Here is a 24878-nt window from a genome sequence, read left to right on the forward strand (position 1 = left end):
AAAGGCCCCGCTAATTGCGGGGCCTTTTTTTGACACGCTACAACGACGCTTAGATGTTGGCGTCGAGGAAAGCCGCCAGTTGCGACTTCGACAGTGCGCCGACCTTGGTCGCTTCAACGTTGCCGTTCTTGAACAGCATCAGGGTCGGGATACCACGCACGCCATGCTTGGCCGGGGTTTCCTGGTTTTCGTCGATGTTCAGTTTGGCAACGGTCAGCTTGCCTTTGTAGGTCTCGGCAATTTCGTCCAGGACAGGAGCGATCATTTTGCAAGGGCCGCACCACTCAGCCCAGTAGTCGACCAGTACAGCGCCTTCAGCCTTGAGTACGTCGGCCTCGAAGCTAGCGTCGCTAACGTGTTTGATAAGATCGCTGCTCATGGAATTCTCCAGGGTTGTAAGCAAAAAAACGTGGCCCATCATAGCTGCCCTTCCCTCGTTCAGGAAGGTGCAGATGATTGAGTCTCGCTATGGTGTTCCATGAGTTTGGGTATAGCCCAGGTCACGCCGTGGCGGGAGCGACGAAGGCAATTCCGGTGCGCAACGCGGCATTGCGCACATGTTCATGCATGGCTTTCTGCGCGGCCCCGGATGCCCTGCGCGCCAGTGCACGAAGGATTTTGCGGTGTTCCTGCCAGGTTTCCATCGCCCGTTCGGCCCGGATGAACGGTAGCTTCTGGCTCTCCAAAAAGATGTCGGCGCTGGCGGTCAGGATGCTCAGCATCGCCTGATTGCCGCTGGCCAGCAGGATTCGGCGGTGGAATTCGAAGTCCAGACGCGCCGCGGCTTCGAAGTCACCGGCCTTCAGTTCGTTGCGCATGGCCGCGACGTTGTCTTCCAGTGCATCGAGCTCATGGGTGCTCAACGTCACGGCTGCCAACCCCGCGGCGAACCCCTCCAGCGCATAGCGCAACTGGAAGATGTCCAGCGGCGAAGCCTGCGCCGCGAACGGCCAGCCCGGCGCCGCGTCGCCTCGCGGCAACTCCACCGGCGACTGCACGAACACGCCTTTGCCCGGCTGGATGCTGATCACGCCCAACGCACTCAGCGATGACAACGCCTCGCGCAACGATGCCCGACTCACGCCCAATTGCACCGCCAGGTCCCGTTGCGAGGGCAAGGCGTCCCCCGCCCCGAAGCCTTGTTCGGTGATCAATTTGCGGATGGCTTGTAGCGCCACTTCGGGTACGGCGCGGGAGATCGAGTTCATGGTTTTCCAGACGAACCAGGCCAATGTGCGCTCAGTTGTAAAGCTATTCGCGACGCCCGGCAAGTCGTGCCCCATGGGGGTTCGAAGATTTTCATGGCTGCGCCATCGGGGTGCGAAACACAACTTGACTGTTCAGACCAGTAAGACCGTGCGACGCCAGCAAAACCGCGCTCTGGCGCCCCCAAAACCCTATGTTGGCATGGCCCATGCTCTGTCGATCCGCAGAAATTACTTCTCGCCGATCCGGAGATTTGCCATGACCCAGCGTTACAGCGCCCTCCTCGCCGCCCTGTTTGCCAGCCTGATGCTGAGCCAGGCACCCGCCCACGCCGACGGTCTGGAGGATGTGGTCAAGCGCGGCGTACTCAAGGTTGCCGTGCCCCAGGACTTCCCGCCGTTCGGCTCGGTCGGCCCGGACATGAAGCCCCGTGGCCTGGACATCGACACCGCCAAACTGCTGGCCGACCAGCTCAAGGTCAAACTTGAACTGACCCCGGTCAACAGCACCAACCGCATCCCGTTCCTGACCACCGGCAAAGTCGACCTGGTGATTTCCAGCCTCGGCAAAAACCCGGAGCGCGAGAAAGTCATCGATTTCTCCCGCGCCTACGCACCGTTCTACCTCGCCGTGTTCGGTCCGCCAGACGCCGACATCAAAGGCCTGGACGACCTCAAGGGCAAGACCATCAGCGTCACCCGCGGCGCCATCGAAGACATCGAGCTGACCAAGGTCGCCCCCGAAGGCGTGACCATCAAGCGTTTCGAAGACAACAACTCGACCATCGCCGCGTACCTGGCCGGGCAAGTGGATCTGATCGCCAGCGGCAACGTGGTGATGGTCGCTATCAGCGAGAAGAACCCGAAACGCGTGCCGGCGCTGAAAGTGAAGCTCAAGGATTCGCCGGTCTACGTCGGCGTGAACAAGAACGAGCCGGCGCTGCTGGACAAGGTCAACCAGATCCTCGTCACCGCCAAGGGCGACGGCGCGCTGGAAAAGAACGCCCTGACCTGGCTGAAAGAACCGCTGCCGGCCGATCTCTGATCCGGCGCGCAGGAGACACGCTATGGCTTATCAGTTCGATTTCTTGCCGGTGGTACACAACACCGATCTGTTGCTGCGCGGTGCGTTGTTCACCCTTGAGCTGACGGCCATCGGCGCGGTGCTCGGCGTGGGTCTGGGCATCGTCGGGGCGCTGGTACGGGCGTGGAACATCCGCCCGTTCGCCGGGGTTTTCGCGGTCTACGTCGAGTTGATCCGCAACACGCCGTTTCTGGTGCAGTTGTTTTTCATCTTCTTCGGCTTGCCGTCGCTCGGGGTGCAGATTTCCGAATGGCAGGCGGCGGTGCTGGCGATGGTGATCAACCTCGGCGCCTATTCCACCGAGATTATCCGCGCCGGCATCCAGGCGATCCCCCGGGGTCAACTGGAAGCCGCGGCGGCATTGGCGATGACGCGCTTCGAAGCCTTCCGTCACGTGGTGCTGCTGCCGGCGCTGGGCAAGGTCTGGCCGGCCCTGAGTAGCCAGATCATCATCGTCATGCTCGGCTCGGCAGTCTGCTCGCAAATCGCCACTGAAGAGCTGAGCTTCGCCGCCAACTTCATTCAATCGCGCAACTTTCGCGCCTTTGAAACCTATGCGCTGACCACGCTGCTGTACTTGTGCATGGCTCTGTTGATCCGCCAGCTCCTGAACTGGATCGGAACACGCTACATCTCCAGGAGCAGCCGATGAGCGATTTCACTTTCTGGGACATCGTGCGCAACCTGCTCATGGGCCTGCAATGGACGCTGGCGCTGTCGCTGGTGGCGTTCATTGGCGGTGGCCTTATCGGTTTGCTGATCATGGTCATGCGCATCTCGAAAAAATCCCTGCCGCGCAGTTTTGCCCGCACCTACATCGAACTGTTCCAGGGCACGCCGCTGTTGATGCAGCTGTTTCTGGTGTTCTTCGGTGTGGCACTGGCCGGGATCGAGATTTCGCCGTGGATGGCGGCGGCGATCGCCCTGACGCTGTTCACCAGCGCTTACCTGGCGGAGATCTGGCGCGGCTGCGTCGACTCGATCCCCCACGGCCAGTGGGAAGCCTCGTCGAGCCTGGCGCTCAACCCGCTGGAGCAACTGCGCTACGTGATCCTGCCGCAAGCCCTGCGCATCGCCGTGGCGCCGACCGTGGGCTTCTCGGTGCAAGTGGTCAAAGGCACCGCCGTCACCTCGATCATCGGTTTCACCGAACTGACCAAGACCGGCGGCATGCTCGCCAACGCCACCTTCGAACCGTTCATGGTCTACGGCCTCGTCGCCCTCGGCTATTTCCTGCTCTGTTATCCCTTGTCCCTCAGTGCGCGCTACCTGGAAAGGAGACTGCATGCCTCTGCTTAGAATTTCCGCCTTGCATAAATACTACGGCGATCACCATGTGCTCAAAGGCATCGACCTGAGCGTCGAGGAAGGCCAGGTAGTGGCGATCATCGGCCGCAGCGGCTCGGGCAAATCCACCTTGTTACGCACGCTCAACGGCCTGGAGTCGATCAACGACGGCGTGATCGAAGTCGATGGCGAATACCTCGACGCCGCCCGCGCCGATCTGCGCAGCCTGCGGCAGAAGGTCGGGATGGTGTTTCAGCAGTTCAATCTGTTCCCGCACCTGACCGTGGGCGAAAACGTGATGCTTGCGCCGCAAGTGGTGCAAAAGGTCCCGAAAGCCAAGGCCGCCGAGCTGGCGCGAGAGATGCTGGAACGAGTCGGGCTGGGAGAAAAATTCGACGCGTTCCCCGATCGGCTGTCCGGTGGGCAGCAACAACGGGTGGCGATTGCCCGCGCTCTGGCGATGTCGCCGAAGGTATTGCTGTGCGATGAAATCACCTCGGCGCTGGACCCGGAGCTGGTCAACGAAGTGTTGAGCGTGGTCCGGCAACTGGCCAAGGAAGGCATGACGCTGATCATGGTCACCCACGAAATGCGCTTCGCCCGGGAGGTTGGGGATAAGTTGGTGTTCATGCACATGGGCAAGGTGCATGAAGTGGGTGATCCGAAGGTTTTGTTTGCCAATCCGCAGACGGCGGAGTTGGCGAACTTCATTGGCACCGTCGAAGCGACAGCCTGAAACAACCTCATTGTCTTTAATGCCCTCATCGCTAGCAGGCTAGCTCCCACAGGGGTACGCATTCCAATGTGGGAGCCAGCCTGCTGGCGATTGACCGCGTAGCGGGCACCGACTTTCCTGCACTGGATCAAGGCTTTGAACACTGCGCGTTGGCGGCAGCGTTTGATCGTGGCACGATGTCGAGGTTATCGACCGAGACCCCCAGACCATGCCGCAATCCCAAGCCAAGAATCTGTCCCTGATCGCCGCAATCGACCTGGGCTCCAACAGCTTTCACATGGTCGTGGCCAAGGCCCAGAACGGCGAAATCCGTATTCTCGAGCGTCTCGGGGAGAAGGTTCAGCTGGCCGCCGGCATCGACGAAGAGCGCCGTCTCAGCGAAGAATCCATGCAACGCGGGCTCGATTGCCTCAAGCGGTTTGCCCAACTGATCAACGGTATGCCGCTCGGCGCCGTGCGGATCGTCGGCACCAACGCCCTGCGCGAAGCCCGCAACCGCGCCGAATTCATCCACCGCGCCGAAGAAATCCTCGGCCATCCGGTGGAAGTCATCTCCGGCCGTGAAGAGGCGCGCCTGATCTACCTCGGCGTGTCCCACACCCTCGCCGACACGCCGGGCAAGCGCCTTGTGGCCGACATTGGCGGCGGCAGTACCGAATTCATCATAGGTCAGCGCTTCGAACCGTTGCTGCGCGAGAGCCTGCAAATGGGCTGCGTCAGCTACACCCAGCGTTATTTCAAGGACGGCAAGATCACTCCGGCCCGCTACGCCCAGGCGTACACCGCGGCGCGGCTGGAGATCATGAGCATCGAACACGCCCTGCACCGCCTGACCTGGGATGAAGCCATCGGCTCCTCGGGCACCATCCGCGCCATCGGTCTGGCGCTGAAGGCCGGCGGCCACGGCAGCGGTGAAGTCAACGCCGAAGGCCTGGCCTGGCTCAAGCGCAAGCTGATCAAACTCGGCGATGTCGACAAAATCGACTTCGAAGGCATCAAGCCTGATCGCCGGGCGATCTTCCCGGCGGGCCTGGCGATTCTCGAAGCGATCTTCGACTCCCTCGAACTGCAACGCATGGATCACTGCGAAGGTGCCCTGCGTGAAGGTGTGCTGTATGACCTGCTGGGCCGCCATCATCACGAAGACGTGCGCGAACGCACCCTGACTTCGCTGATGGAGCGTTATCACGTCGATCTGGAACAGGCCGTTCGCGTCGAGCGCAAAGCCCTGCATGCCTTCGATCAGGTGGCCAAGGATTGGGATCTGGAAGACGGCGTCTGGCGTGAACTGCTCGGCTGGGCGGCCAAGGTCCATGAAGTGGGCCTGGACATCGCTCACTATCAGTATCACAAGCACGGCGCCTACCTGATCGAGCATTCCGACCTGGCCGGCTTCTCCCGCGAAGACCAGTTGATGCTCGCGCTACTGGTGCGTGGCCACCGCCGCAACATCCCCAAGGACAAGTTCGCCGATTTCGACGATGACGGCATCAAGCTGATTCGCCTGTGCGTGCTGCTGCGCTTTGCGATCCTGTTCCACCACATCCGCGGCACCCAGCAAATGCCTCAGGTAGAACTCAACGCCAAGGGCAATCACCTGGAAGTGGTGTTCCCGAAAAACTGGCTGGATGAAAACCAGCTGACCCAGGCCGACTTCGAAATCGAAGCGCAATGGCTGACGCGGGTGGATGTCGTCCTCAGCGTTCGCTGAACTCGGTCCTGTAGGAGCACGGCTTGCCGGCGATGGCGATCTCGAGGGCGCCATCGCCAGCAAGCTGTGCTCCTACAGGGGATGACACAAACAAAAATGGCGATCCTTTTGGATCGCCATTTTTTTACAACTAGCCGGCGTTAACGCACAGCCAGAATCGGACTGCCCAACCGCTCCAGCAACGTAGCCTGAGCACTACGCGGATTCTGGTTGCCGGTCGGCGTGTTGCGGATGTAGCGGCCATCCGACTGCAGGCTCCAGCTGTGGGTGTTGTCGGTGAGATACAGCTCCAGCTCCTTCTTGACCCGCATGATCAGCTTCTTGCCTTCAACCGGGAAGCAAGTCTCGACGCGCTTGTCGAGGTTGCGCTCCATCCAGTCGGCACTGGACAGGAACATCTGCTCGTCGCCGCCATTGAGGAAGTAGAAAACCCGGGTGTGTTCCAGGAAACGCCCGATGATCGAACGCACGTGGATGTTGTGCGAGACCCCGGCGATGCCCGGTCGCAGGCAGCACATGCCACGCACGACGAGGTCGATGCGCACGCCCGACTGGCTGGCCTTGTACAGCGCGCGAATGATCTTCGGATCGGTCAGCGAGTTGAACTTGGCGATGATGTGCGCCGGTTTGCCGTCGAGGGCGAACTGGGTTTCGCGGGCAATCATGTCGAGCATGCCCTTTTTCAGGGTGAACGGCGCGTGCAGCAACTTCTTCATGCGCAGGGTTTTACCCATGCCGATCAACTGGCTGAACAGTTTGCCGACGTCTTCGCACAAAGCGTCGTCGGAGGTCAGCAGGCTGTAGTCGGTGTACAGGCGGGCGTTGCCGGCGTGGTAGTTGCCCGTGCCCAAGTGCGCGTAACGCACGATTTCGCCGGCCTCGCGACGCAGGATCAGCATCATCTTGGCGTGGGTCTTGAAGCCGACCACGCCATAGATCACCACCGCACCGGCCGCTTGCAGACGGCTGGCCAGTTGCAGGTTGGATTCTTCGTCGAACCGCGCACGCAATTCGATCACCGCGGTGACCTCCTTGCCGTTACGGGCCGCATCCACCAGCGCATCGACGATTTCCGAGTTGGCGCCGGAGCGGTACAGCGTCTGGCGCACCGCCAACACATGCGGGTCCTTGGCGGCCTGGCGCAGCAGGTCGACCACCGGGGTAAACGACTCGAACGGGTGCAGCAACAGGATGTCCTGCTTGCTGATCACGCTGAAAATGTTCTCGCTGTTTTGCAGCAGTTTCGGGATCTGCGGGGTGAACGGCAGGTATTGCAGTTCACGCTGACTGTCCAGACCGGTGATGCTGAACAGCCGCGTCAGGTTCACCGGACCGTTGACCTGATACAACTCGGTCTCGCCCAGGTTGAACTGCTTGAGCAGGTAGTCGGACAGGTGTTTCGGGCAAGTGTCAGCCACTTCCAGACGCACCGCATCGCCGTAGCGACGCGAGAACAGTTCGCCGCGCAAGGCACGGGCCAAGTCTTCGACGTCCTCGGAGTCCAGCGCCAGGTCGGCGTTACGGGTCAGGCGGAACTGGTAGCAGCCCTTCACTTTCATGCCCTGGAACAGGTCATCAGCGTGGGCGTGGATCATCGACGACAGGAACACGTAGTTGTCGCCCGCGCCGCCGACTTCTTCCGGCACCTTGATGATGCGCGGCAGCAGGCGCGGTGCCGGGATGATCGCCAAACCGGAATCGCGACCGAAGGCGTCGATACCTTCGAGTTCGACGATGAAGTTCAGGCTCTTGTTCACCAGCAACGGGAACGGGTGCGTCGGGTCGAGACCGATCGGAGTGATGATCGGCGCGATCTCGTCGCGGAAATAGCGGCGGACCCAGGTCTTGAGCTTGGTCGTCCAGTTGCGGCGACGGATGAAGCGGACCTGATGTTTTTCCAGTTCCGGCAACAGAATGTCGTTGAGGATCGCGTACTGACGGTCAACGTGACCGTGCACCAGTTCGCTGATGCGGGCCAACGCCTGATGCGGTTGCAGGCCATCGGCGCCCGCCTGTTCACGGGCGAAGGTGATCTGCTTCTTCAGGCCGGCGACACGAATCTCGAAGAACTCGTCCAGGTTGCTGGAGAAGATCAGCAGAAACTTCAGCCGCTCCAGCAATGGATAGGACTCGTCCAGCGCCTGTTCCAGCACGCGGATGTTGAACTGCAGTTGCGACAGCTCGCGGTGGATGTACAGGCTGCTGTCATCCAGACCGGGAATGGCAATCGCCGGTGCCGCCGCAGCGGCTTCGGCTACCACCGCGGGTGGAGCAGGCTCCAGCTCCGGCGGGGTTTCGGCGATTTGCTCGACCACGGGTTGAGCGTCTTGTACGGCAACTTCAGTGAGTCCTTCGGTATTCATCACATGTTCCTGGGAGGGCTATTTTTGCTCTCGTAACAATTGAGCGGCACGAACGGCAAAGTACGTCAGGATGCCATCAGCGCCTGCACGTTTAAAGGCGGTCAGGGATTCGAGGATAACCCCTTCGCTCAACCAGCCATTCTGGATCGCCGCCATGTGCATGGCGTATTCGCCGCTGACTTGATAAACAAAAGTCGGCACTTTGAATTCTTCTTTGACCCGGCAAAGGATGTCCAGATATGGCATGCCTGGCTTGACCATGACCATGTCTGCGCCTTCTGACAAGTCCGCCGCCACTTCGTGCAGGGCTTCGTTGCTGTTGGCCGGGTCCATCTGATAGGAGGCCTTGTTGGCCTTGCCCAGGTTCAGCGCCGAACCGACCGCATCGCGGAACGGCCCGTAATAGGCGCTGGCGTACTTCGCCGAGTAGGCCATGATCCGCACATTGACGTGACCGGCCACTTCGAGGGCTTCGCGGATCGCCTGGATGCGGCCGTCCATCATGTCCGACGGGGCCACCACCTGAGCGCCTGCTTCGGCATGGGACAACGCTTGCCTGACCAGAGCGTCGACGGTGATGTCGTTCTGCACATAGCCTTCTTCGTCGAGAATGCCGTCCTGACCGTGCGTGGTGAACGGGTCCAGCGCGACGTCGGTGATCACACCCAGCTCAGGGAACTGCGCGCGCAAGGCACGGGTGGCGCGTTGGGCGATGCCTTCAGGGTTCCAGGCTTCGGCGGCGTCCAGCGACTTCAGTTCCGACGGCGTGACCGGGAACAGTGCCAGCGCCGGAATCCCCAGCTCGACCCATTTGGCCGCTTCTTCGAGCAACAGGTCGATGGTCAGGCGTTCGACGCCCGGCATCGAGGCCACCGCTTCACGACGGTTTTCACCGTCCAGCACGAACACCGGCAGGATCAGGTCATCGACGGTCAGCACGTTTTCACGGACCAGTCGACGCGAGAAATCGTCACGACGGTTACGGCGCAGGCGGGTTGCAGGGAACAAACGGTTGGCGGGGGTAAAGCTCACGGCAGACTCCTGAGCCCGCGCAGACGGGCGAGCGTGACAGTTATAAGCGGCCATTATGACGAACAGATGACAGTTGTGCGCACACTGCGACGTGTAGCCGCATTCCATTGTCGTTGTAGGAAATGTTCACGTCGAGACACATTTGGACACTTTCCTGAATGTGTCCGAAGGGTTAGGCTGCGCGTTCATTTCGCCAGCACCCAGACAATGCTCCAACAATTTCTGCATGACTTCGGCTACTTTGCCTTGTTCCTCGGCACATTCTTCGAAGGCGAAACCATTCTGGTGCTCGCGGGCTTCCTCGCGTTCCGTGGTTACATGGACATCAACCTGGTGGTGGTCGTGGCGTTCTGCGGCAGTTATGCCGGTGATCAGCTGTGGTACTTCCTGGGACGCAAGCACGGGCGCAAGTTGCTGGCACGCAAGCCGCGTTGGCAGTTGATGGGTGACCGGGCGCTGGAACATATCCGCAAGCACCCGGACATCTGGGTCCTGAGCTTCCGCTTCGTCTACGGCCTGCGCACGGTGATGCCGGTGGCGATCGGCCTGTCGGGCTATCCACCGGGACGCTACCTGTTGCTCAACGGGATTGGCGCGGCGATCTGGGCCACCGCGCTGGCGGCCGCCGCCTATCACTTCGGCGCGGTGCTGGAAGGCATGCTGGGCAGCATCAAGAAATATGAGCTATGGGTCCTCGGCGCCCTTCTCCTGCTGGGCCTTGGCCTGTGGCTGCGCCGGCGCTTCAAGAACGCCCGCCTGGCCAAACAGATCTACGCCGATGAGCAAGCCCTGAAGGCCGAACAGGCCAAGTCTGGCGAAACTAAGCCAGTCGAGTGAATCGGTTTCTACAGCAATAGAGACCGATCCCGCTGAGCAGGCTGTAACTAAGCAGGCCGATCCAGCCCACCGCACTGGCCGGCCACAGCCCAACCAGCGGCGCCAGCCACACCAGCGGCACATTCGACGCCAGCCGCAGCAGCTCCAGCTTCAACGCCCACGGGCGATTCTCCAGGGCCACGCCCAAGACAAACAATCCCAGCGCCACTGCACTCCAGCCCAACACCAGGGCGGCGGTTGGCAGGCTCGGCTCCAGGTTCATCAGATAGCTGCCCAGCGCGATGTAGACGCAGAACTGCAACAGCACGTAGAGCTGCTGACGCCCGTCCAGCGGCACTTCGAATTTGCGGAACTGGCTCAAATCCGTCTTGTTCATCGGGTATTTCGCCGCCACGTCCGCCGGTCGCCAACCGGTGCGCATGAACCAGATCCGCAGCTTGTCCCAGGTGCTTTCCGTCCGTCGCGCATCCGCCCACAACTGCGCGTAGAACTGCACGTTCGCCCATATCGGATTCCAGCTCGCCAGCGGCGTGGTCACGCCGAAAATCACCGGTTCGTTGTCGTCTTCTTCCTGGAACGAGCCGAACAGACGGTCCCAAATAATGAACACCCCGCCGTAGTTGCGATCCATGTAGAGAGCGTTCTGTGCATGGTGAGCCCGATGATTGGATGGCGTGACGAAGAACCACTCGAACCAGCCGAGCTTGGGAATGTGCCGGGTATGCACCCAGAACTGGTACAGCAGGTTCAGCGCCGCGACGCTGACGAACACCAGCAACGGCACGCCGACGACCGCCATGGGCAGGTAGAAAATCCAGCTCAGCAGAAACCCGGTACTGGTCTGGCGCAGGGCGGTAGAGAGGTTGTAGTCCTCGCTCTGATGATGCACAGAATGCGCGGCCCAGAGGATGTTGCGCTCGTGGCCCATGCGATGCAGCCAGTAGTAGCAGAAGTCATAAAAGACGAAGGCAAACACCCAGACCCACACGCTGTCGGCCGAAAGTTCGAACAGCGCCAGATGCTTGAGGGCAAACGCGTAGGTCAGCAGGCCCACGCCCTTTGTCAGCAGTCCCGTGGTGGTCGAGAGCACGCCGGTGCTGATGCTGTTGATCGCGTCCGCCACCCGATAGTTGCTGACCCCGCGCCAACGGTCGGCCAGCAATTCGACGGCAATCAGCACAAAGAAAAACGGCACCGCATACAGAATGAAGTCCATGACGCGCCCTGATCGGAATCTTGAGGACAGATGCTATGTGTAGCCGCGAATTAACCCTATGGCAACGAGTGACAAATTAGTGGACATTTAACGCCATGAATCTGGAGAAAAGCCCATGAGCAAAAAAGTTGCAGTGATCCTTTCCGGTTGTGGCGTGTACGACGGCGCCGAGATCTATGAGAGCGTCATTACCCTGCTGCGCCTGGACCAGCGTGGTGCGCAGGTGCAGTGTTTCGCACCGAATATCGCGCAGTTGCACGTGATCAACCACCTGACCGGCGAAGAAATGCCCGAGTCGCGCAATGTGCTGGTGGAGTCGGCGCGCATCGCCCGTGGCGAGATCAAGGACATCCGCGAAGCAGACGCCGAAGACTTCGATGCGCTGATCATTCCCGGCGGTTTCGGCTCGGCCAAGAACCTCTCCAACTTCGCCATCGAAGGCACCGGCTGCACCGTACAACCGGATGTCCTGGCCCTGACCGAAGCGTTCGCCGAGGCCGGCAAACCGGTCGGCCTGATCTGCATTTCGCCGGCGCTGGCGGCAAAAATCTATGGCCCCGGCGTGACCTGCACCATCGGCAACGACGCCGACACCGCAGCGGCGCTGAACAAGATGGGCGCTACTCATAAAGAGTGCGCCGTCAGCGATATCGTCGAAGACAAGGCGCGCAAACTGGTGAGCACCCCGGCGTACATGCTGGCGCAAACGATCAGTGAAGCAGCGGGCGGGATCAACAAACTGGTCGACCGGGTACTCGAACTGACCCACGAAAACGACGCCTGACCCAATTTAAATGTGGGAGCGGGCTTGCTCGCGAAAGCGAACTGGCAGTCACTTTAAGGATGACTGACCTGACGCCTTCGCGAGCAAGCCCGCTCCCACATTGATCTCGGCAAGGCTCAGACTTTGCGGGTCAAGCGGGTCAAAATCCGGTCCAGCGCATTGGCAAACGCCTGCTTCTCGCGCTCCCCAAACGGCGCCGGGCCGCCGCTCATCTGCCCTTGCTCGCGCAAATCGGTGAACAGGTTGCGCACCGCCAACCGATCACCCATGTTCTGCGCATCGAATTCCTTGCCCCGTGGGTCCAGCGCCGCAACGCCCTTTTTCACCAGACGGTCAGCCAACGGCACATCGCTGCAAATCACCAGTTCACCGGAAACCGCGTGTTCCACCAGATAGTCATCGGCGGCATCCGGGCCACTGGGCACCACGATCAGCTTAACCAGCGCCAGCCCCGGCTTGATCTGCGGCTGCCCCGCCACAAGCACCACTTCAAACCGGCGCTTGAGGGCGAACTTCACCACCAGATCCTTGGCCGCCCGAGGGCAGGCGTCGGCATCGATCCAGACACGCATCGTGTTTTCCTCCGTTAAAAGCATCGCGGGCAAGCCTTGCTCCTACAGGTTAGCGCTGAACCTGTGGGAGCGGGCTTGCCCGCGAATGTGAGCGAAGCGAATGCTTTAAGAAACAGCCACCCGCCGCTTCTCAGCCACCCAGCTACGACCATACAACACAACAATCGCAGCAATCGCCACCGCCTGGGCCGTCAGCGAATACGCATCCGCATGAATCCCCAGCCAGTCGAACTCAAAGAACGGCACAGGCCGCGTGCCGAAGATCCCGGCTTCCTGCAACGCCTTCACGCCATGTCCGGCGAACACCACCGACAACGCGCAGAGCAGCGCGGCGTTGATGCTGAAGAACAGCGTCAGCGGCAGTTTTGCCGAACCGCGCAGGATCACCCACGCCAGACCCACCAGCAACACCAGCGCCGTGGCGCCACCGGCCAGCACTGCGTCATGGCCCGCCGGGCCTGCCTGCAACCACAGGGTTTCGTAGAACAGAATCACTTCGAACAGTTCGCGATACACCGAGAAGAACGCCAGGATCGCAAAGCCGAAACGCCCACCGCCGCCCACCAGACTGCTCTTGATGTAATCCTGCCAGGCCGCGGCATGGCGACGGTCGTGCATCCACACGCCGAGCCACAGCACCATGACGCTGGCGAACAGCGCTGTCGCACCTTCCAGCAATTCACGCTGTGAACCACTGACATCGATCACATACGCCGCCAGTGCCCAGGTGCCCAGACCGGCCAGCAGCGCCAGCCCCCAACCGAAGTTGACGCTGCGCACTGCCGACTGCTGGCCAGTGTTGCGCAGAAAAGCGAGGATCGCCGCCAGCACCAGAATCGCTTCCAGGCCTTCACGCAGCAAGATCAACAGACCGGAGATGTAGCTCAGCGACCAGCTCAAGCCATCGCTGCCCAGCAAACCGGCAGACGTCTTCAACTTCGCCTTGGCGGCTTCCAGACACTGCTCGACCTGATCGATCGGCAAGCCATCCTGCAGCGACTGACGATAAGCCATCAGCGACTTTTCAGTGTCCTTGCGCACGTTGGCGTCGACATTGTCCAGGGAGCTTTCGACCAGTTCGAAGCCTTCCAGGTACGCCGCTACCGACAGGTCATAGGCTTGATCGTGGTCACCGGCGCGGTAGGCCGCGACGCTCTTGTCCAGGGTTGCGGCGGTGTAGTCGAGTAACTGCGCCGGGCCACGCTTGACCTGCGGCGGCTGCGCCCGTTGCGCGCGGAACGTCGCGGCGGCTTGCGGGCCGTCAGCGGCCTGTACTTCTGCCGGGGTCTGACGGGCCAGATCGGCAATGTTGTAGACCTTGTCGCCATTGCCGGTAGCCGGATCGGCGCTGAAGCTGGCGATGTAGGTGGCCAGGTCCCAACGCTGACGATCATCCAGCTGATCGGCGAAGGCCGGCATATCCGTGCCCTCAACCCCGAGGCCCAGAGTGTTGTAGATCGCGTAGAGACTCAGGTGATCCAGACGTGCGTTATCACGCAGATTGGCCGGCGGTGGCGTCAGGCCGACGCCTGCCGGGCCGTCGCCCGCACCGGTGTCGCCATGGCACACCGAACAGTGCTGAGCGTACAGCGGCGCGCCACGGGTCGGGTCCGGGGTAATGATCGGCGCCTGGCTGACCTCATAGGCCACGGCCAGTTTCGCGCCGAGTTGCCGCGCCTGACGTGCGACGTCAGCGCCCTCCTGGTGCGCGGCGATCGCGCTGCGCAGCGTGCCGATGCCCTGTTCCAGCGCGGCCTTTTCCGGTTTGGCTGGCATTGCCGCCACCAATCCTTGCAAAGCCTGGGCGAACTCAAGTTGCTCGCGATATTCGGACTCGTTGACGACCTTGCCTGCCTGCACCGCTTCCGGGTAGTCCGCACCGATGTAGTCGAGTAAATGCAGGGCTTGCGGTGCGCCTTCCACCGTGTCCGCCAGCAGGTTGAAACTGCACAAGGCAAACACCGGCGCTAGCAGCCAGGCCAGGAAACGGGAGGGGGCAATCATGAATGAATCTCAATTGGAAACACGAAGTAACATATTGTTCCCTCCCAATGACTTTCACTCAAGCTTTGTTGGCATTTCCTGCGCAGCGGCGTGTACATTTGACCTCAAATTGCCACCATCCGCTGGACATGCTCAAGGAAGAATCATCGCTCATGAGATCACGCGTCTTTTTCTCTCTGCTGCTATGCACTGCGCTGCAACTGAGCGGTTGTGCTGCCTACCGCAACTACGATCTCGAGCTGGAGCAAACTACCGATCAGCTTAAAACCGGTAATCCTCAAGGCGCGCTCTCTTTGCTTGAAGTGCACAATCCTGGAGAAGAAAAAGACCTGCTTTATTACTTCGAGAAGGGCGCTGTGCTGAGTGCGGCAGGGGCTCTGCCGCAAAGTCAGGTGGCCTGGCGCAGCGCCGAACAAATGGTGATCCAGCGTCAGGACACGGTAGAGTCCACCGGCACCAAACTCCTGTCCGCGATGGGTGATCACTGGGGCAGTATCATCAACGACAAGTTGCGTCGCTACGATGGCTACGACTACGAAAAAGTCATGCTGACCACACAAATGGCGCTCAACCAGTTAGCGGTCAATGACTTCGACGGCGCCAGGGCCGACATCAAAAAAACCCACGAACGCGAGGCACTGATTGCCCGACAACGGGAACAGGAATACGGGCGGATAGAAGAGGAAGCCAAGGCCCGGGGCGTTCGCGTGCATTACAAGGATTTGCAGGGCTATCCGGTGATGACCCTTGACGCCCCCGCAGTGATGGCTCTGAAAAACGGCTATCAAAGTGCGTTCAGCCACTATCTCGCCGGGTTTACCTATGAAGCCCTGGGCGAACGCGATCTCGCCGCACCGGGTTATCGCCATGCCATTGAATTGCGACCCGACCTGCCCTTCTTCGAACAGGCATTGCGCGATCTCGACAAGCCCCGAGCCAAGGCTGATGAAAGCGATGTCCTGATCATCGTCCAAAGCGGACTGGCGCCGGCGCGCAGTTCGGTTCGCGTCCCGTACCCGGTGCGCCTGGAGGACAATCAGGTCATCGTCGCCAACGTATCTTTTCCGGTCATGGTGCCCGACACCTCGACCTCGGCCTTCACCCAGATGAGCATCGATGGCCGCAAACAGAAGCTGATCCCCGTAAACAGCATCACCGATATGTCACTGCGCACGTTGCGCGATGACATGCCGGGCATCATTCAGCGCACGGCCTATCGCGCCTATCTGGCCGCGTCAGTGCAGGGCACCGACAATCGACGCGACCCGAGCAAAGCGTCGTATGTGACTCACTATGACGGCTTCGAGCACGCAGACACCCGAACCTGGCGCACTTTGCCGAATCTCACGCTGGTGGCACGACTGCACCTGAAAAAAGGCGACCATCTGCTCAGCCTGCCAAATGCCCCCGGCGCAGCGCCGCTAAAAATCCGCATCGACCAGAACCATCAGGTCATCGGTCTACGGGCTTTGGGTGATCGGATTTACGTCAACGGCAGTGCCTTTCAGCCTGCCCTTTCCCCTGAAAGCCGCGTGTCCAGCCTGAAATAAGTAGTGGCACTAGACGATAAAATAAAAGCAAAAAGCCACTGCTTTGCCACCATCCATGTTTATAATGCCGCGCCCTCGCGACCGCGAGACGGCATTTAAGCTCCTCATGTTTGAGGAACTGGCAGGACGCCAACATCCCTGTCAGTGGGTCCCATCAGCCCGACCAGCACGCGTGGCTGCAAAAATTCAGGGAAGAAGTACCCGCCATGGCATCCCGCGCCCTTACCGCGATCGCGCTCAGCGCTGTCACGTTGCTCTCCGGCTGTTCCGCCTTCCGTAACTACGATTCCGAACTCGCACAGACCAACCAGCAATTGGCCACCGGCAACGTCGAGGCCGCCCTGACCCTGCTGGAAAAGAACAACACCGGCGAAGACAAGGATCTGCTCTATTACTTCGAGAAAGGCGAGCTGCTGCGCGCCAAGGGTGACCTGTCGGGTAGCCAGAATGCCTGGACCAGCGCCGATCAAGTGGTGGGCAAGTGGGAAGACTCGGTCAAGATTGATTCGGCCAAGTATCTGGCCCAGTTCGGCAGTTTCCTGGTGAACGACAAGGTTCGTCGCTACGAAGGCTACGACTACGAAAAAGTGATGTTGACCACGCAGATGGCCCTCAACCTTCTGGCGCTGAACGACTTCGACGGCGCGCGTACCGCGATCAAGAAAACCCATGAACGCGAAGCCGTGATCGCCGATCTGCGGGACAAGGAATACCTCAAGAGTGAAGAGGAAGCCGAGAAAGAAGGCATCACCACTCAGTACAAGGATTTGCAGGGTTACCCGGTCGCCAGCCTCGATGCGCCGGAAGTGGTCGGCCTGAAAAACAGCTACCAGAGTGCGTTCAGCCATTATCTGGCCGGTTTCGTCTATGAAGCCCTGGGTGAAAAAGACCTGGCCGCACCGGGTTATCGCAAAGCCGCCGAACTGCGCCCGAACACCCCATTGCTGGAACAGGCGTTGAAGGACCTCGACAAGAAAGGCACCAAGGATGAGGACAGCGACGTCCTGATCGTCGTGCAAAGCGGTCTGGCGCCAGCCCGGGACTCGATCCGCATTCCGCTGCCGCTGCCGATCAGCGGTAGCGTGGTGATCACCCCATTGTCGTTCCCGGTCATCAAGGCTGACACCTCCACCGCCACGTTTGCCCAGATCGGCGTGGACGGTCAGCAGCTCAACCTGACGCAACTCAACAGCACCACGGCCATGTCCCAACGCGCCCTGCGCGACGATATGCCGGGCATCATCGTGCGCACTACCGTTCGCGCGGTGACCCGTGGCGTGGCGCAGAAGAAGATCAACGAAACCAACCCGCTGGCGGGTCTGGCAGTCGGCCTCACTTCAGCCGTGCTCGAAGGCGCCGATACCCGTACGTGGCGCACGCTGCCCGACAACACCCAAGTGGTGCGTCTGCGTCTGAAAAAGGGCGAACACCACGTCACGCTACCGAACGTGGTGGGTGGCTCGACGGTGAAAGTCACGGTCGATCAGCGTTATCAGGTGATCAGCCTGCGTGCCGTAGGCAACCAGGTGTTCGCCAGCGGCATCGCCGCCCATGTGATCCCGAGCGCCAGCCCGACCGCCGTGGCCAGCCTCGCCAAACCTTAAGAACGGAGTCTTTGCATGCGCTTCAAATTCATCGCTGTCCTCGGCCTGGCCCTGCTGGCCGGCTGCGCCACCCCGCCACCGCCGGAGCCGGGCAGTGCCGCCAGCAAAGTCGTGGCCCAAGGCAAACTGAAGAACATCGTGGTCGGCGCCATGCGCGTGGCCCGGGAAAACGGCTTCATGACGGTCAATACGCAGCTGAGCAACACCAGCTACAACAACAAGACCTTCTACTACCGCTTCGCCTGGCTCGGCCCTGAAGGCTTCCCGGTCGCCGAAGAGGAAACCTGGAAGAGCCAGTTGATGTACGGCGAACAGACCAGCTTCATTCAGGCCATCGCCCCGACGGCCAAAGCCGTGGATTTCCGTCTGGAAATCAAGACGCCTTAAGCACGACACCCTATTCCTGTTTTAGAGAGCACTCCCATGTTTGCACGCTTTTCTTTCATCGCTGTCATCGCCCTGCTCGCCAGTGGTTGCGCCAACACTTCGCCAACCCTGGGCAGCAAGAACATCAACTACGGCGATACCAAAGCGGTTGAAACCGTCACCAACGAATTCGGTTCGACCGACCTGCAAATGATCGCCGAAACCATGACCCGCTCCCTGGCCCAGTCCGGCATTCTGCAGGGCCGTCCGGTGGTGCAGGTCTATGACGTGAAGAACAAGACCAGCGAGTACATCGACACCCGCGAAATCACCACCAGCATCAAGACTCAACTGATGAAGACCGGCACCGCCCGCTTCGCCAGCGACAACACCCAAATGCAGAGCCAGGTCGATCAGCTGAAGCTGCAAAACCAGAGCGGCCTGTACAAGAAGAGCACCGTGGCCAAGACCGGCAACATGGTCGCCGCCAAGTATCGCCTTGAAGGTTCGATCAGCTCGATCGTCAAGCGCAGCAGCGACTACAAGGACGTCTTCTACAAATTCAGCCTGCAACTGATCGACGTTGAAAGCGGTCTGGCCGAGTGGATGGACGAAAAAGAGATCCGCAAGACCACGGAGCGTTAATCAATGCGTGCATGGATTGGCTTGATGGCCCTGGCCTGTGCGTTCGGCGTGCAGGCAGCGCCGAAGGTCGCGGTCACGGACCTTGCGTATCAAGAGCGGGTGGAACAGTACATCCACATCGTCTCGGCCCAGAACAACTACAACCACAGTTACTACGGTGCCAGCGGGTCGTCGAACTACAACGAGATCGAAGCCACCACCAGCTACATCGAACAAGCCGAGCTGCGTAAATTCACCGGTGACATCAAGGGCGAGATCCTTCGTACCGGCATGTTCCAGTTGGTGCAGGGCACGCCATACACGGCCGCGTCCAAGGGTGACATCTACGATGTGATCAAGCGCATCAAGGCTGGTAACTTCAAAGGTGCCGATTACGTGCTGTTTGGCACGGTGTCGGACATCGACTTCACCCGCGACGTTACCGAACTGGCCAACACCGACAGTCATTCCGCGGTGCTGGGACTGACACTGGTGGCGGATTTCAGCCTGATCAATACCCGTACCTACGAAATCACCTCGGCCTTCACGGCGATGGGCGAAGGTCAGGACACCAAGCTGGTAAACGGTCGCGACATCAAGGTCTCCCTGAACCGCCCGCGCGTCGTGCGCGATGTGTCCAAGGCGCTGGGTGAGGACGTTGCGGCGCAATTGAGCCAACAGCTCGGCGGCGGTTACGAGCAACCTGGGCAGGCCCCATTGCGAAATAACCTGCCGGCGGATACCGCACCGATCATTTTGCGCTGATGCCCGAAATGAAAAAGGCGACCTGAAAAGGTCGCCTTTTTTGCGCCTGACGCTTTTACACCGCCGCTTTGCGCAACGTTGCCATGAACGCCGCCGCGCCGATGAACAGGCCGGCAAAAGTGCGGTTCATGCGCTTCTGCTGTTTGGGCGTGCGCAACAGGCGCAACACCTTGGACGCCAACCCGGTGTACCCGGCCATGACGATCAGATCGACGCAGACCATGGTCACACCGATGATCACGTACTGGATCAGCAGTGGCGCGTGCGGGTCGATGAACTGCGGCAACACTGCGAGCATGAATACCAGTGCCTTGGGGTTGCTGATGTTCACCAGGAAACCACGGAACACCAGGGCCATCGGCTTGCCGATCTGGCGCACGGCCGCGTCATCGCTCATGTCGCTGGGCAACGCGCGCCATTGCTTGATCGCGAGATAGACCAGGTACGCCACACCGAACCATTTGATCGCGTAGAAGGCAGAGGCCGAAGCCGTAAGAATCGCGCCCACACCGGCGCCGACAATGGCGATCTGCACCGCAAGGCCCAATTGCAGGCCCAGCGCGTTCCAGTAACCGCGCCAGAACCCGTATTGCAGACCACTGGACATCGACGCAATGGCGCCGGCACCGGGAGACAGGCTGATCACCCAGCAGGCGGCAAAAAACGCCAGCCATGTTTGAAGCTCCATTGCACACCTCGACTCGGACTCGTGACAGACGTCTAAGCTAATGCGGCTTTGGGCCGATGACTACCGATTTTTTGCAGGATATGACGAGTGCCGGGCAGCGATCGCGCCTACTTCTCAAAACCGCTCGACGGAAACACATCCGTCCCGCGCCAGCGCCGCACCGAACGCTGGAAGAATAAGCTATTGGGCACTTGCACCATGGCGCTGCCGGTGCCCAGCTCTTCAGCCTCGATCAATGTGGTGTAAAGCAGATTGATCGCCACCACCCGGCCTTTGACGCCGGGCTTGTCGGTGGTGTCCACCAACTCGACCACATCGCCGAGGCGAAACGGGCCGACGGTAAAAATCAGGATCGCGCACAGCAGATTGGAGAGCACGCTCCACATGGCGAAAAAGGCCACCGCCGCGACCGCGACAAACCCCGACAATGCCGTCCACAGCACCGTGGCCGAAACCCCGAGGCGCTCGAGCACGAAAATCAGCGCACTGCCCATGATCAGCCAGCGCAGCCCACCGCGCAGCGGCATCAGCAACTGTGGCGGAAACGGGTAGCGCTCACCGAGACGGGTCAGGCATTTGGCAACGAAACGCTGGGTGATGTAACCGGCCAGCAGAATCAGCAGGATTTGCACGCCGAGCCAGATCGGCTCTACCCACATGGCCGGCAGCGGCAGCTTGAAGGCGTCCATCAGGACAGCGCCTCCAGCTCCGCCTGCATGCTTTCCAGCAGTTCCAGCGCTTCCATCCAGGCTTCTTCCAGCTCAGCTTCACGCACCTTTAGCTTGGCCTGTTCGGCCAGCAGATCACGCAACTCGTTCTTGCGCGCTGGCTCGTAGATATCGCTGTCGCCGAGGCTGGTATCGATTTTCGCCAGTTTTTCGTGGAGCTTGCCGAGTTCGGCTTCAAGCTTGTCAGCTTCGCGCTTGTGCGGCGCCAGTTGCTGACGCAATGCAGCAGCGGCCTGACGCTGGGCTTTCTTGTCGGTCTTGTCCGGATTGACCGGGGTGTTGCTGACCGGCGCATTGCGCTGGCGATACTCCACCAGCCACCGGGTGTAGTCCTCCAGGTCGCCGTCGAATTCCTCGACTTTGCCGTCCGCCACCAGATAGAAATTGTCGGTGGTGCTCTTGAGCAGGTGACGGTCGTGGGAGACCACCAGTACCGCACCACTGAATTCCTGCAGGGCCATGGTCAGCGCCAGGCGCATTTCCAGGTCCAGGTGGTTGGTCGGTTCGTCGAGCAGCAACAGGTTCGGACGATCCCAGGCGATCAACGCCAAGGCCAGACGTGCTTTCTCGCCACCGGAGAAATTCAGTACCGGCTCATCGATCCGCGCACCACGGAAGTCGAAACCGCCGAGGAAGTCACGCAGGGTCTGTTCGCGTTCGGTCGGCGCCAGACGCTGCAAGTGCAGCAACGGGCTGGCCTTGGAGTCCAGCGAGTCGAGCTGATGCTGAGCGAAGTAGCCAACCACGGTGTTCTCGCCACGGGTCAACCGGCCGGCCAGCGGCGACAGTTCGCCAGCAAGGTTTTTGATCAGGGTCGATTTACCGGCGCCATTCGGACCGAGCAAGCCGATGCGCGCACCCGGGGTCAGTTGCAGCTTGACCTTCTCCAGTACGGCTTTGTCGCCGTAACCCAGACGCGCGTCGGACAGGTCGATCAGCGGGCTGGAGATTTTCTGCGATTCGCGGAAAACGAAGTCGAACGGCGAATCGACGTGGGCGGCGGTCAGCTCTTCCATCCGCTCCAGTGCCTTGATCCGGCTCTGGGCCTGCCGGGCCTTGGTCGCCTGGGCCTTGAAGCGGGCGATGTAGCTTTCCATGTGCGCACGTTGCACCTGCTGCTTCTCGTAAGCCTGCTGTTGCTGGGCCAGACGTTCGGCACGGGCACGCTCGAAGGCGCTGTAGCCACCGCGATAGAGGTTGATTTTGCGCTGATCAACGTGCGCGACATGATCGACCACGGCATCGAGGAAATCCCGGTCGTGGGAGATCAGCATCAAGGTGCCAGGATAGCTTTTGAGCCACTCTTCGAGCCAGATGATGGCGTCGAGGTCCAAGTGGTTGGTCGGTTCGTCGAGCAGCAACAGGTCCGAAGGACACATCAAGGCCTGCGCGAGGTTCAGACGCATCCGCCAGCCGCCGGAGAAATCTCCGACCTGACGATCCATCTGCTCGTTGGTGAAGCCCAGACCGGCCAGCAACTTGCGCGCCCGGGCGTCGGCGGTGTACCCGTCGGCGCTGTCGAGTTCGGAGTGCAGGCGGGCCTGAGCGGCACCGTCATGGGCCGCTTCGGCTGCCGCCAGGTCGTGTTGCACCTGGCGCAGGCGCAGGTCGCCATCGAGCACGTAGTCGACCGCCAGGCGTTCGAGCGTGTCGACCTCCTGGCGCATGTGGGCGATACGCCAGTCGGCCGGCAGGAAGCAATCACCCGAGTCCGGGTGCAGTTCACCCCGAAGCAAGGCGAACATGCTCGATTTGCCGGCGCCGTTGGCACCGATGAGGCCGGCTTTCTGGCCGGCGTGCAGCGTCAACTCGGCGTCTTCTAGCAGACGTTGCGGGCCACGCTGTAAAGTCAGGTTCTGAAGTCGAATCATAATGGCGGCGGAGTCTACCAGCTTCGCTCGCAACTGGCGCGAGTAGCACTATGTCCTCTGACCTGTGGAGCTTTTCCCTCAGCACTTACGCCAAACCGGGCGTTGAGCAGGCGTGCCTGCAATTACAGTCAATGGGGGTCAATGTGTGTCTGCTGCTGTGCGCGGCATGGCTTGGCCAACGAGGCATCGCCTGCAACGAACAACGTTTGCAGCAACTTCGCAGTGAGACCACGTCCTGGGACGCTGATGTCGTGCGACCGTTGCGGGCATTGCGCATGCAATGGAAAGAAGCCGCGACGAAGGACGTCGAGCTGAGCAAGTTGCGAGAGCAAGTGAAGTCGTTGGAGCTGGAAGCCGAGCGGCATCTGTTACAGCGACTGGAACGATCGGCGCAGAACTGGCCGCAAGAAGAGAAGACCGATCTATCGGCCTGGCTGGAAGGTGTGGCGGCGGACGCCGCCCACCTCGACCGCGACGCGCTGCATCAGCTGCGCGTCGCGGTAACCGGCACTTAGGAAGCGCTGGTTGGGGTGGAGGTTGTTGCGCTCGGAACAGCGGCCGGCGTTGGTGCTGGCGTAGCTGTCGAGGTGGAGGCTGTCGAAGCAGGTGCTGCGGCTGGAGCCGGGGTAGCCGGCTTGGCAACAGGGGCAGTCGCTGGCTTGGCAACAACCGGTTTTTTCACTGCCGGCTTGGCTGCTGGTTTAGCAGCAGGTTTGGCCGCTGGTTTTGCAGCAGGCTTGGCAGCAACTGGTTTGGCTGCGGGTTTGGCTGCGGCAGGTTTCGCGGCGCTGGCAGTTGCCGGTTTGGCGGCAGTGGCAGGTTTCGCGGCAGCGGTTTTAGCGGCCGGCTTGGCAGCTGGTTTAGCCGCTGTTTTCGCAGCAGGTTTTGCTGCTGGTTTTGCCGCTGGCTTGGCTGCGGTTTTGGCTGCAACAGGTTTGGCGGCTGGCTTGGCAGCAGGCTTCGCCGCAGCGGTTTTAGCAGCAGGTTTTGCAGCGGCTTTTACGGCAGGTTTTGCCGCTGGTTTGGCAGCAGTTTTTACAGCTGGTTTGGCAGCAGCTTTTACAGCTGGTTTTGCCGCTGGTTTTGCTGCAGCGGTTTTCGCCGCGGCAGGTTTGGCAGCCGCTGTTTTTGCAGCAGTCGGTTTGGCAGCAGCAGGCTTCGCAGCGGCAGTTCTAGCCGCAGGTTTTGCAGCGCTGGCCGCAGCTGGTTTTTTCGCTGCAGGTTTGGCTGCGGCTTTCACCGGTGCCTTGGCAACCGGTTTGGCGGCAGGCTTGGCCGGTGCTTTTGCAGCAGCCGGTTTGGCAGCGGCTTTCTTCGCAGGAGCCGCAGCAGGCTTGGCCGCACGCAGGGACAACGCCTTGCCGACAGCCTCTTGTACACGACCGATACCCTGGGCCAGTTTCAGGCTTTCTTGAGCGTCGCGCTTGAGTTGCAGGATGTAGCCGCGAGTGTCCGACTGACGCTCTTTGAGAGCATCCAGCAGGTCCTCAAGTTCTTTCACTCCGTCCTTGGCTTTGGCTTGTGCCTTGGCCTTGCCGGCCGCTGCAGCGTCCTGCAATTTGGTGCGGGATTTGTGCAATTTTTCCTGCGCTTTTCCGCGCTGCTTTTCCAGCTTGGCGAGCAGTTTTTCAGCATCAGCCAAGGCTTCGGAACAAGCGGTTTCCAGATGCTCGAGCAGGCTGCTCGAGAGTTGTTGGAGCAGGTGCAACGGAGTGTTTACTGGCTTCTTGGTGGCCGACATGGTTTACCTCCTGGCTGAAGTGAGTTGCGGCTCATACTAGACCTCTGCTGCAACCGCCGCTAGGGCATGTTGACACTATCGAAAGCGGTGCGTTGCAAACGAACGAAAAT

24 protein-coding genes are annotated in these 24878 nt (G+C 60.6%); 13 read left to right on the top strand and 11 right to left on the bottom strand.

What is annotated here, in order from left to right:
• Positions 1-49: 49 nt before the first annotated feature.
• Together trxA and V6Z53_RS01365 are read right to left on the bottom strand one after the other, a co-directional pair.
• The gene (trxA, locus tag V6Z53_RS01360; RefSeq protein WP_003206727.1) at positions 50-379 is read right to left on the bottom strand and encodes a thioredoxin TrxA; all 330 of its coding nucleotides are present in this window, start codon (positions 377-379) and stop codon (positions 50-52) included.
• 121 nt (positions 380-500) lie between these two features.
• Complete coding sequence (locus V6Z53_RS01365) at positions 501-1208, bottom strand: FadR/GntR family transcriptional regulator (RefSeq protein ID WP_338583788.1); 708 nt, start codon at positions 1206-1208, stop codon at positions 501-503.
• A gap of 256 nt (positions 1209-1464) precedes the next feature.
• On the opposite strand from V6Z53_RS01365, the gene V6Z53_RS01370 reads away from it, so the two are divergent.
• From V6Z53_RS01370 to ppx, 5 genes are all read left to right on the top strand, one after another.
• Positions 1465-2250: a transporter substrate-binding domain-containing protein gene (locus V6Z53_RS01370; RefSeq protein ID WP_338583789.1), complete on the top strand. Its 786-nt coding sequence runs from the start codon at positions 1465-1467 to the stop codon at positions 2248-2250.
• Between the two features lie 22 nt (positions 2251-2272).
• Positions 2273-2941 carry an amino acid ABC transporter permease gene (locus V6Z53_RS01375; RefSeq protein WP_338583790.1) on the top strand — a complete coding sequence of 223 codons (669 nt, stop codon included), beginning with the start codon at positions 2273-2275 and terminating at the stop codon, positions 2939-2941.
• Positions 2938-3588: an amino acid ABC transporter permease gene (locus tag V6Z53_RS01380; protein WP_338583793.1), complete on the top strand. Its 651-nt coding sequence runs from the start codon at positions 2938-2940 to the stop codon at positions 3586-3588. The genes V6Z53_RS01375 and V6Z53_RS01380 overlap by 4 nt, the downstream gene beginning before the upstream one ends.
• Positions 3575-4312, top strand: a complete 738-nt coding sequence (locus tag V6Z53_RS01385; protein ID WP_338583795.1) for an amino acid ABC transporter ATP-binding protein — start codon at positions 3575-3577, stop codon at positions 4310-4312. Before V6Z53_RS01380 ends, V6Z53_RS01385 begins: the two co-directional genes overlap by 14 nt.
• Before the next feature lie 208 nt (positions 4313-4520).
• A complete protein-coding gene (ppx, locus tag V6Z53_RS01390; protein ID WP_338583796.1) occupies positions 4521-6023 on the top strand; it encodes an exopolyphosphatase in 1503 nt (500 codons plus the stop codon).
• Between the two features lie 140 nt (positions 6024-6163).
• On the opposite strand, the gene ppk1 is transcribed toward ppx, so the two are convergent.
• Both ppk1 and hemB read right to left on the bottom strand, forming a co-directional pair.
• On the bottom strand, positions 6164-8386 hold the full coding sequence (gene ppk1, locus V6Z53_RS01395; protein WP_338583797.1) for a polyphosphate kinase 1: 2223 nt from the start codon (positions 8384-8386) through the stop codon (positions 6164-6166).
• Positions 8387-8404: 18 nt separating this feature from the next.
• Entirely contained in the window at positions 8405-9418 is a 1014-nt protein-coding gene (gene hemB / locus V6Z53_RS01400; protein ID WP_108229735.1) for a porphobilinogen synthase, read from the bottom strand.
• Positions 9419-9625: 207 nt separating this feature from the next.
• Between hemB and V6Z53_RS01405 the strand changes: the two genes are divergently transcribed.
• Positions 9626-10255 carry a DedA family protein gene (locus V6Z53_RS01405; RefSeq protein WP_338583799.1) on the top strand — a complete coding sequence of 210 codons (630 nt, stop codon included), beginning with the start codon at positions 9626-9628 and terminating at the stop codon, positions 10253-10255.
• Here V6Z53_RS01405 and V6Z53_RS01410 read toward each other — a convergent pair.
• The gene (locus tag V6Z53_RS01410; RefSeq protein ID WP_338583801.1) at positions 10239-11471 is read right to left on the bottom strand and encodes a sterol desaturase family protein; all 1233 of its coding nucleotides are present in this window, start codon (positions 11469-11471) and stop codon (positions 10239-10241) included. The two genes, V6Z53_RS01405 and V6Z53_RS01410, sit on opposite strands and share 17 nt — an antisense overlap.
• A gap of 115 nt (positions 11472-11586) precedes the next feature.
• Between V6Z53_RS01410 and elbB the strand changes: the two genes are divergently transcribed.
• Positions 11587-12255 carry an isoprenoid biosynthesis glyoxalase ElbB gene (elbB, locus tag V6Z53_RS01415; protein ID WP_338583803.1) on the top strand — a complete coding sequence of 223 codons (669 nt, stop codon included), beginning with the start codon at positions 11587-11589 and terminating at the stop codon, positions 12253-12255.
• 116 nt (positions 12256-12371) lie between these two features.
• Here elbB and V6Z53_RS01420 read toward each other — a convergent pair whose 3' ends face one another.
• Entirely contained in the window at positions 12372-12827 is a 456-nt protein-coding gene (locus V6Z53_RS01420) for a YaiI/YqxD family protein (protein WP_338583804.1), read from the bottom strand.
• Between the two features lie 105 nt (positions 12828-12932).
• Positions 12933-14831 (bottom strand): cytochrome c/FTR1 family iron permease, encoded by a 1899-nt coding sequence (locus V6Z53_RS01425; RefSeq protein WP_338583805.1) that lies wholly within the window; start codon positions 14829-14831, stop codon positions 12933-12935.
• Between the two features lie 152 nt (positions 14832-14983).
• On the opposite strand from V6Z53_RS01425, the gene V6Z53_RS01430 reads away from it, so the two are divergent.
• From V6Z53_RS01430 to V6Z53_RS01450, 5 genes are all read left to right on the top strand, one after another.
• Positions 14984-16381 carry a hypothetical protein gene (locus tag V6Z53_RS01430; RefSeq protein ID WP_338583806.1) on the top strand — a complete coding sequence of 466 codons (1398 nt, stop codon included), beginning with the start codon at positions 14984-14986 and terminating at the stop codon, positions 16379-16381.
• 206 nt (positions 16382-16587) lie between these two features.
• The gene (locus tag V6Z53_RS01435; protein ID WP_338583807.1) at positions 16588-17985 is read left to right on the top strand and encodes a hypothetical protein; all 1398 of its coding nucleotides are present in this window, start codon (positions 16588-16590) and stop codon (positions 17983-17985) included.
• A 15-nt stretch (positions 17986-18000) separates the two neighbouring features.
• Positions 18001-18372 carry a YcfL family protein gene (locus V6Z53_RS01440; protein WP_338583808.1) on the top strand — a complete coding sequence of 124 codons (372 nt, stop codon included), beginning with the start codon at positions 18001-18003 and terminating at the stop codon, positions 18370-18372.
• A 36-nt stretch (positions 18373-18408) separates the two neighbouring features.
• Complete coding sequence (lpoB, locus tag V6Z53_RS01445; RefSeq protein WP_338583809.1) at positions 18409-18996, top strand: penicillin-binding protein activator LpoB; 588 nt, start codon at positions 18409-18411, stop codon at positions 18994-18996.
• Between the two features lie 3 nt (positions 18997-18999).
• Entirely contained in the window at positions 19000-19740 is a 741-nt protein-coding gene (locus V6Z53_RS01450) for a penicillin-binding protein activator LpoB (RefSeq protein WP_338583810.1), read from the top strand.
• A gap of 55 nt (positions 19741-19795) precedes the next feature.
• Here the strand turns inward: V6Z53_RS01450 and V6Z53_RS01455 are convergent, their stop codons facing one another.
• The 3 genes from V6Z53_RS01455 to V6Z53_RS01465 form a co-directional block, all read right to left on the bottom strand.
• Positions 19796-20428 carry a LysE family transporter gene (locus V6Z53_RS01455; RefSeq protein ID WP_338583811.1) on the bottom strand — a complete coding sequence of 211 codons (633 nt, stop codon included), beginning with the start codon at positions 20426-20428 and terminating at the stop codon, positions 19796-19798.
• 107 nt (positions 20429-20535) lie between these two features.
• On the bottom strand, positions 20536-21117 hold the full coding sequence (locus V6Z53_RS01460) for a mechanosensitive ion channel family protein (RefSeq protein WP_338583813.1): 582 nt from the start codon (positions 21115-21117) through the stop codon (positions 20536-20538).
• A complete protein-coding gene (locus tag V6Z53_RS01465) occupies positions 21117-23027 on the bottom strand; it encodes an ATP-binding cassette domain-containing protein (protein ID WP_338583814.1) in 1911 nt (636 codons plus the stop codon). The genes V6Z53_RS01460 and V6Z53_RS01465 overlap by 1 nt, the downstream gene beginning before the upstream one ends.
• Before the next feature lie 50 nt (positions 23028-23077).
• Between V6Z53_RS01465 and V6Z53_RS01470 the strand changes: the two genes are divergently transcribed.
• Positions 23078-23542, top strand: coding sequence for a TIGR02444 family protein (locus tag V6Z53_RS01470; RefSeq protein ID WP_338583815.1), 465 nt, complete (start codon positions 23078-23080; stop codon positions 23540-23542).
• On the opposite strand, the gene V6Z53_RS01475 is transcribed toward V6Z53_RS01470, so the two are convergent.
• Positions 23539-24768 carry an AlgP family protein gene (locus V6Z53_RS01475; protein WP_338583816.1) on the bottom strand — a complete coding sequence of 410 codons (1230 nt, stop codon included), beginning with the start codon at positions 24766-24768 and terminating at the stop codon, positions 23539-23541. The two genes, V6Z53_RS01470 and V6Z53_RS01475, sit on opposite strands and share 4 nt — an antisense overlap.
• Positions 24769-24878 lie beyond the last annotated feature (110 nt).

The sequence above is a fragment of the Pseudomonas sp. MAG733B genome, assembly GCF_036884845.1.
In the GTDB taxonomy this organism is placed as follows: domain Bacteria; phylum Pseudomonadota; class Gammaproteobacteria; order Pseudomonadales; family Pseudomonadaceae; genus Aquipseudomonas.

Excerpts from the sequence above, each read along its gene's own strand:
- V6Z53_RS01405 (WP_338583799.1), top strand. The coding sequence starts at position 9,626 with ATGCTCCAACAATTTCTGCATGACTTCGGCTACTTTGCCTTGTTCCTC.
- V6Z53_RS01425 (WP_338583805.1), bottom strand. The coding sequence starts at position 14,831 with ATGATTGCCCCCTCCCGTTTCCTGGCCTGGCTGCTAGCGCCGGTGTTT.
- V6Z53_RS01430 (WP_338583806.1), top strand. The coding sequence starts at position 14,984 with ATGAGATCACGCGTCTTTTTCTCTCTGCTGCTATGCACTGCGCTGCAA.
- elbB (WP_338583803.1), top strand. The coding sequence starts at position 11,587 with ATGAGCAAAAAAGTTGCAGTGATCCTTTCCGGTTGTGGCGTGTACGAC.
- trxA (WP_003206727.1), bottom strand. The coding sequence starts at position 379 with ATGAGCAGCGATCTTATCAAACACGTTAGCGACGCTAGCTTCGAGGCC.
- V6Z53_RS01450 (WP_338583810.1), top strand. The coding sequence starts at position 19,000 with ATGCGTGCATGGATTGGCTTGATGGCCCTGGCCTGTGCGTTCGGCGTG.
- V6Z53_RS01420 (WP_338583804.1), bottom strand. The coding sequence starts at position 12,827 with ATGCGTGTCTGGATCGATGCCGACGCCTGCCCTCGGGCGGCCAAGGAT.
- V6Z53_RS01455 (WP_338583811.1), bottom strand. The coding sequence starts at position 20,428 with ATGGAGCTTCAAACATGGCTGGCGTTTTTTGCCGCCTGCTGGGTGATC.
- V6Z53_RS01370 (WP_338583789.1), top strand. The coding sequence starts at position 1,465 with ATGACCCAGCGTTACAGCGCCCTCCTCGCCGCCCTGTTTGCCAGCCTG.
- V6Z53_RS01375 (WP_338583790.1), top strand. The coding sequence starts at position 2,273 with ATGGCTTATCAGTTCGATTTCTTGCCGGTGGTACACAACACCGATCTG.
- V6Z53_RS01380 (WP_338583793.1), top strand. The coding sequence starts at position 2,938 with ATGAGCGATTTCACTTTCTGGGACATCGTGCGCAACCTGCTCATGGGC.
- V6Z53_RS01385 (WP_338583795.1), top strand. The coding sequence starts at position 3,575 with ATGCCTCTGCTTAGAATTTCCGCCTTGCATAAATACTACGGCGATCAC.
- ppx (WP_338583796.1), top strand. The coding sequence starts at position 4,521 with ATGCCGCAATCCCAAGCCAAGAATCTGTCCCTGATCGCCGCAATCGAC.
- V6Z53_RS01440 (WP_338583808.1), top strand. The coding sequence starts at position 18,001 with ATGCGCTTCAAATTCATCGCTGTCCTCGGCCTGGCCCTGCTGGCCGGC.
- V6Z53_RS01460 (WP_338583813.1), bottom strand. The coding sequence starts at position 21,117 with ATGGACGCCTTCAAGCTGCCGCTGCCGGCCATGTGGGTAGAGCCGATC.
- V6Z53_RS01435 (WP_338583807.1), top strand. The coding sequence starts at position 16,588 with ATGGCATCCCGCGCCCTTACCGCGATCGCGCTCAGCGCTGTCACGTTG.
- V6Z53_RS01465 (WP_338583814.1), bottom strand. The coding sequence starts at position 23,027 with ATGATTCGACTTCAGAACCTGACTTTACAGCGTGGCCCGCAACGTCTG.
- V6Z53_RS01475 (WP_338583816.1), bottom strand. The coding sequence starts at position 24,768 with ATGTCGGCCACCAAGAAGCCAGTAAACACTCCGTTGCACCTGCTCCAA.
- ppk1 (WP_338583797.1), bottom strand. The coding sequence starts at position 8,386 with ATGAATACCGAAGGACTCACTGAAGTTGCCGTACAAGACGCTCAACCC.
- lpoB (WP_338583809.1), top strand. The coding sequence starts at position 18,409 with ATGTTTGCACGCTTTTCTTTCATCGCTGTCATCGCCCTGCTCGCCAGT.
- V6Z53_RS01410 (WP_338583801.1), bottom strand. The coding sequence starts at position 11,471 with ATGGACTTCATTCTGTATGCGGTGCCGTTTTTCTTTGTGCTGATTGCC.
- V6Z53_RS01365 (WP_338583788.1), bottom strand. The coding sequence starts at position 1,208 with ATGAACTCGATCTCCCGCGCCGTACCCGAAGTGGCGCTACAAGCCATC.
- V6Z53_RS01470 (WP_338583815.1), top strand. The coding sequence starts at position 23,078 with ATGTCCTCTGACCTGTGGAGCTTTTCCCTCAGCACTTACGCCAAACCG.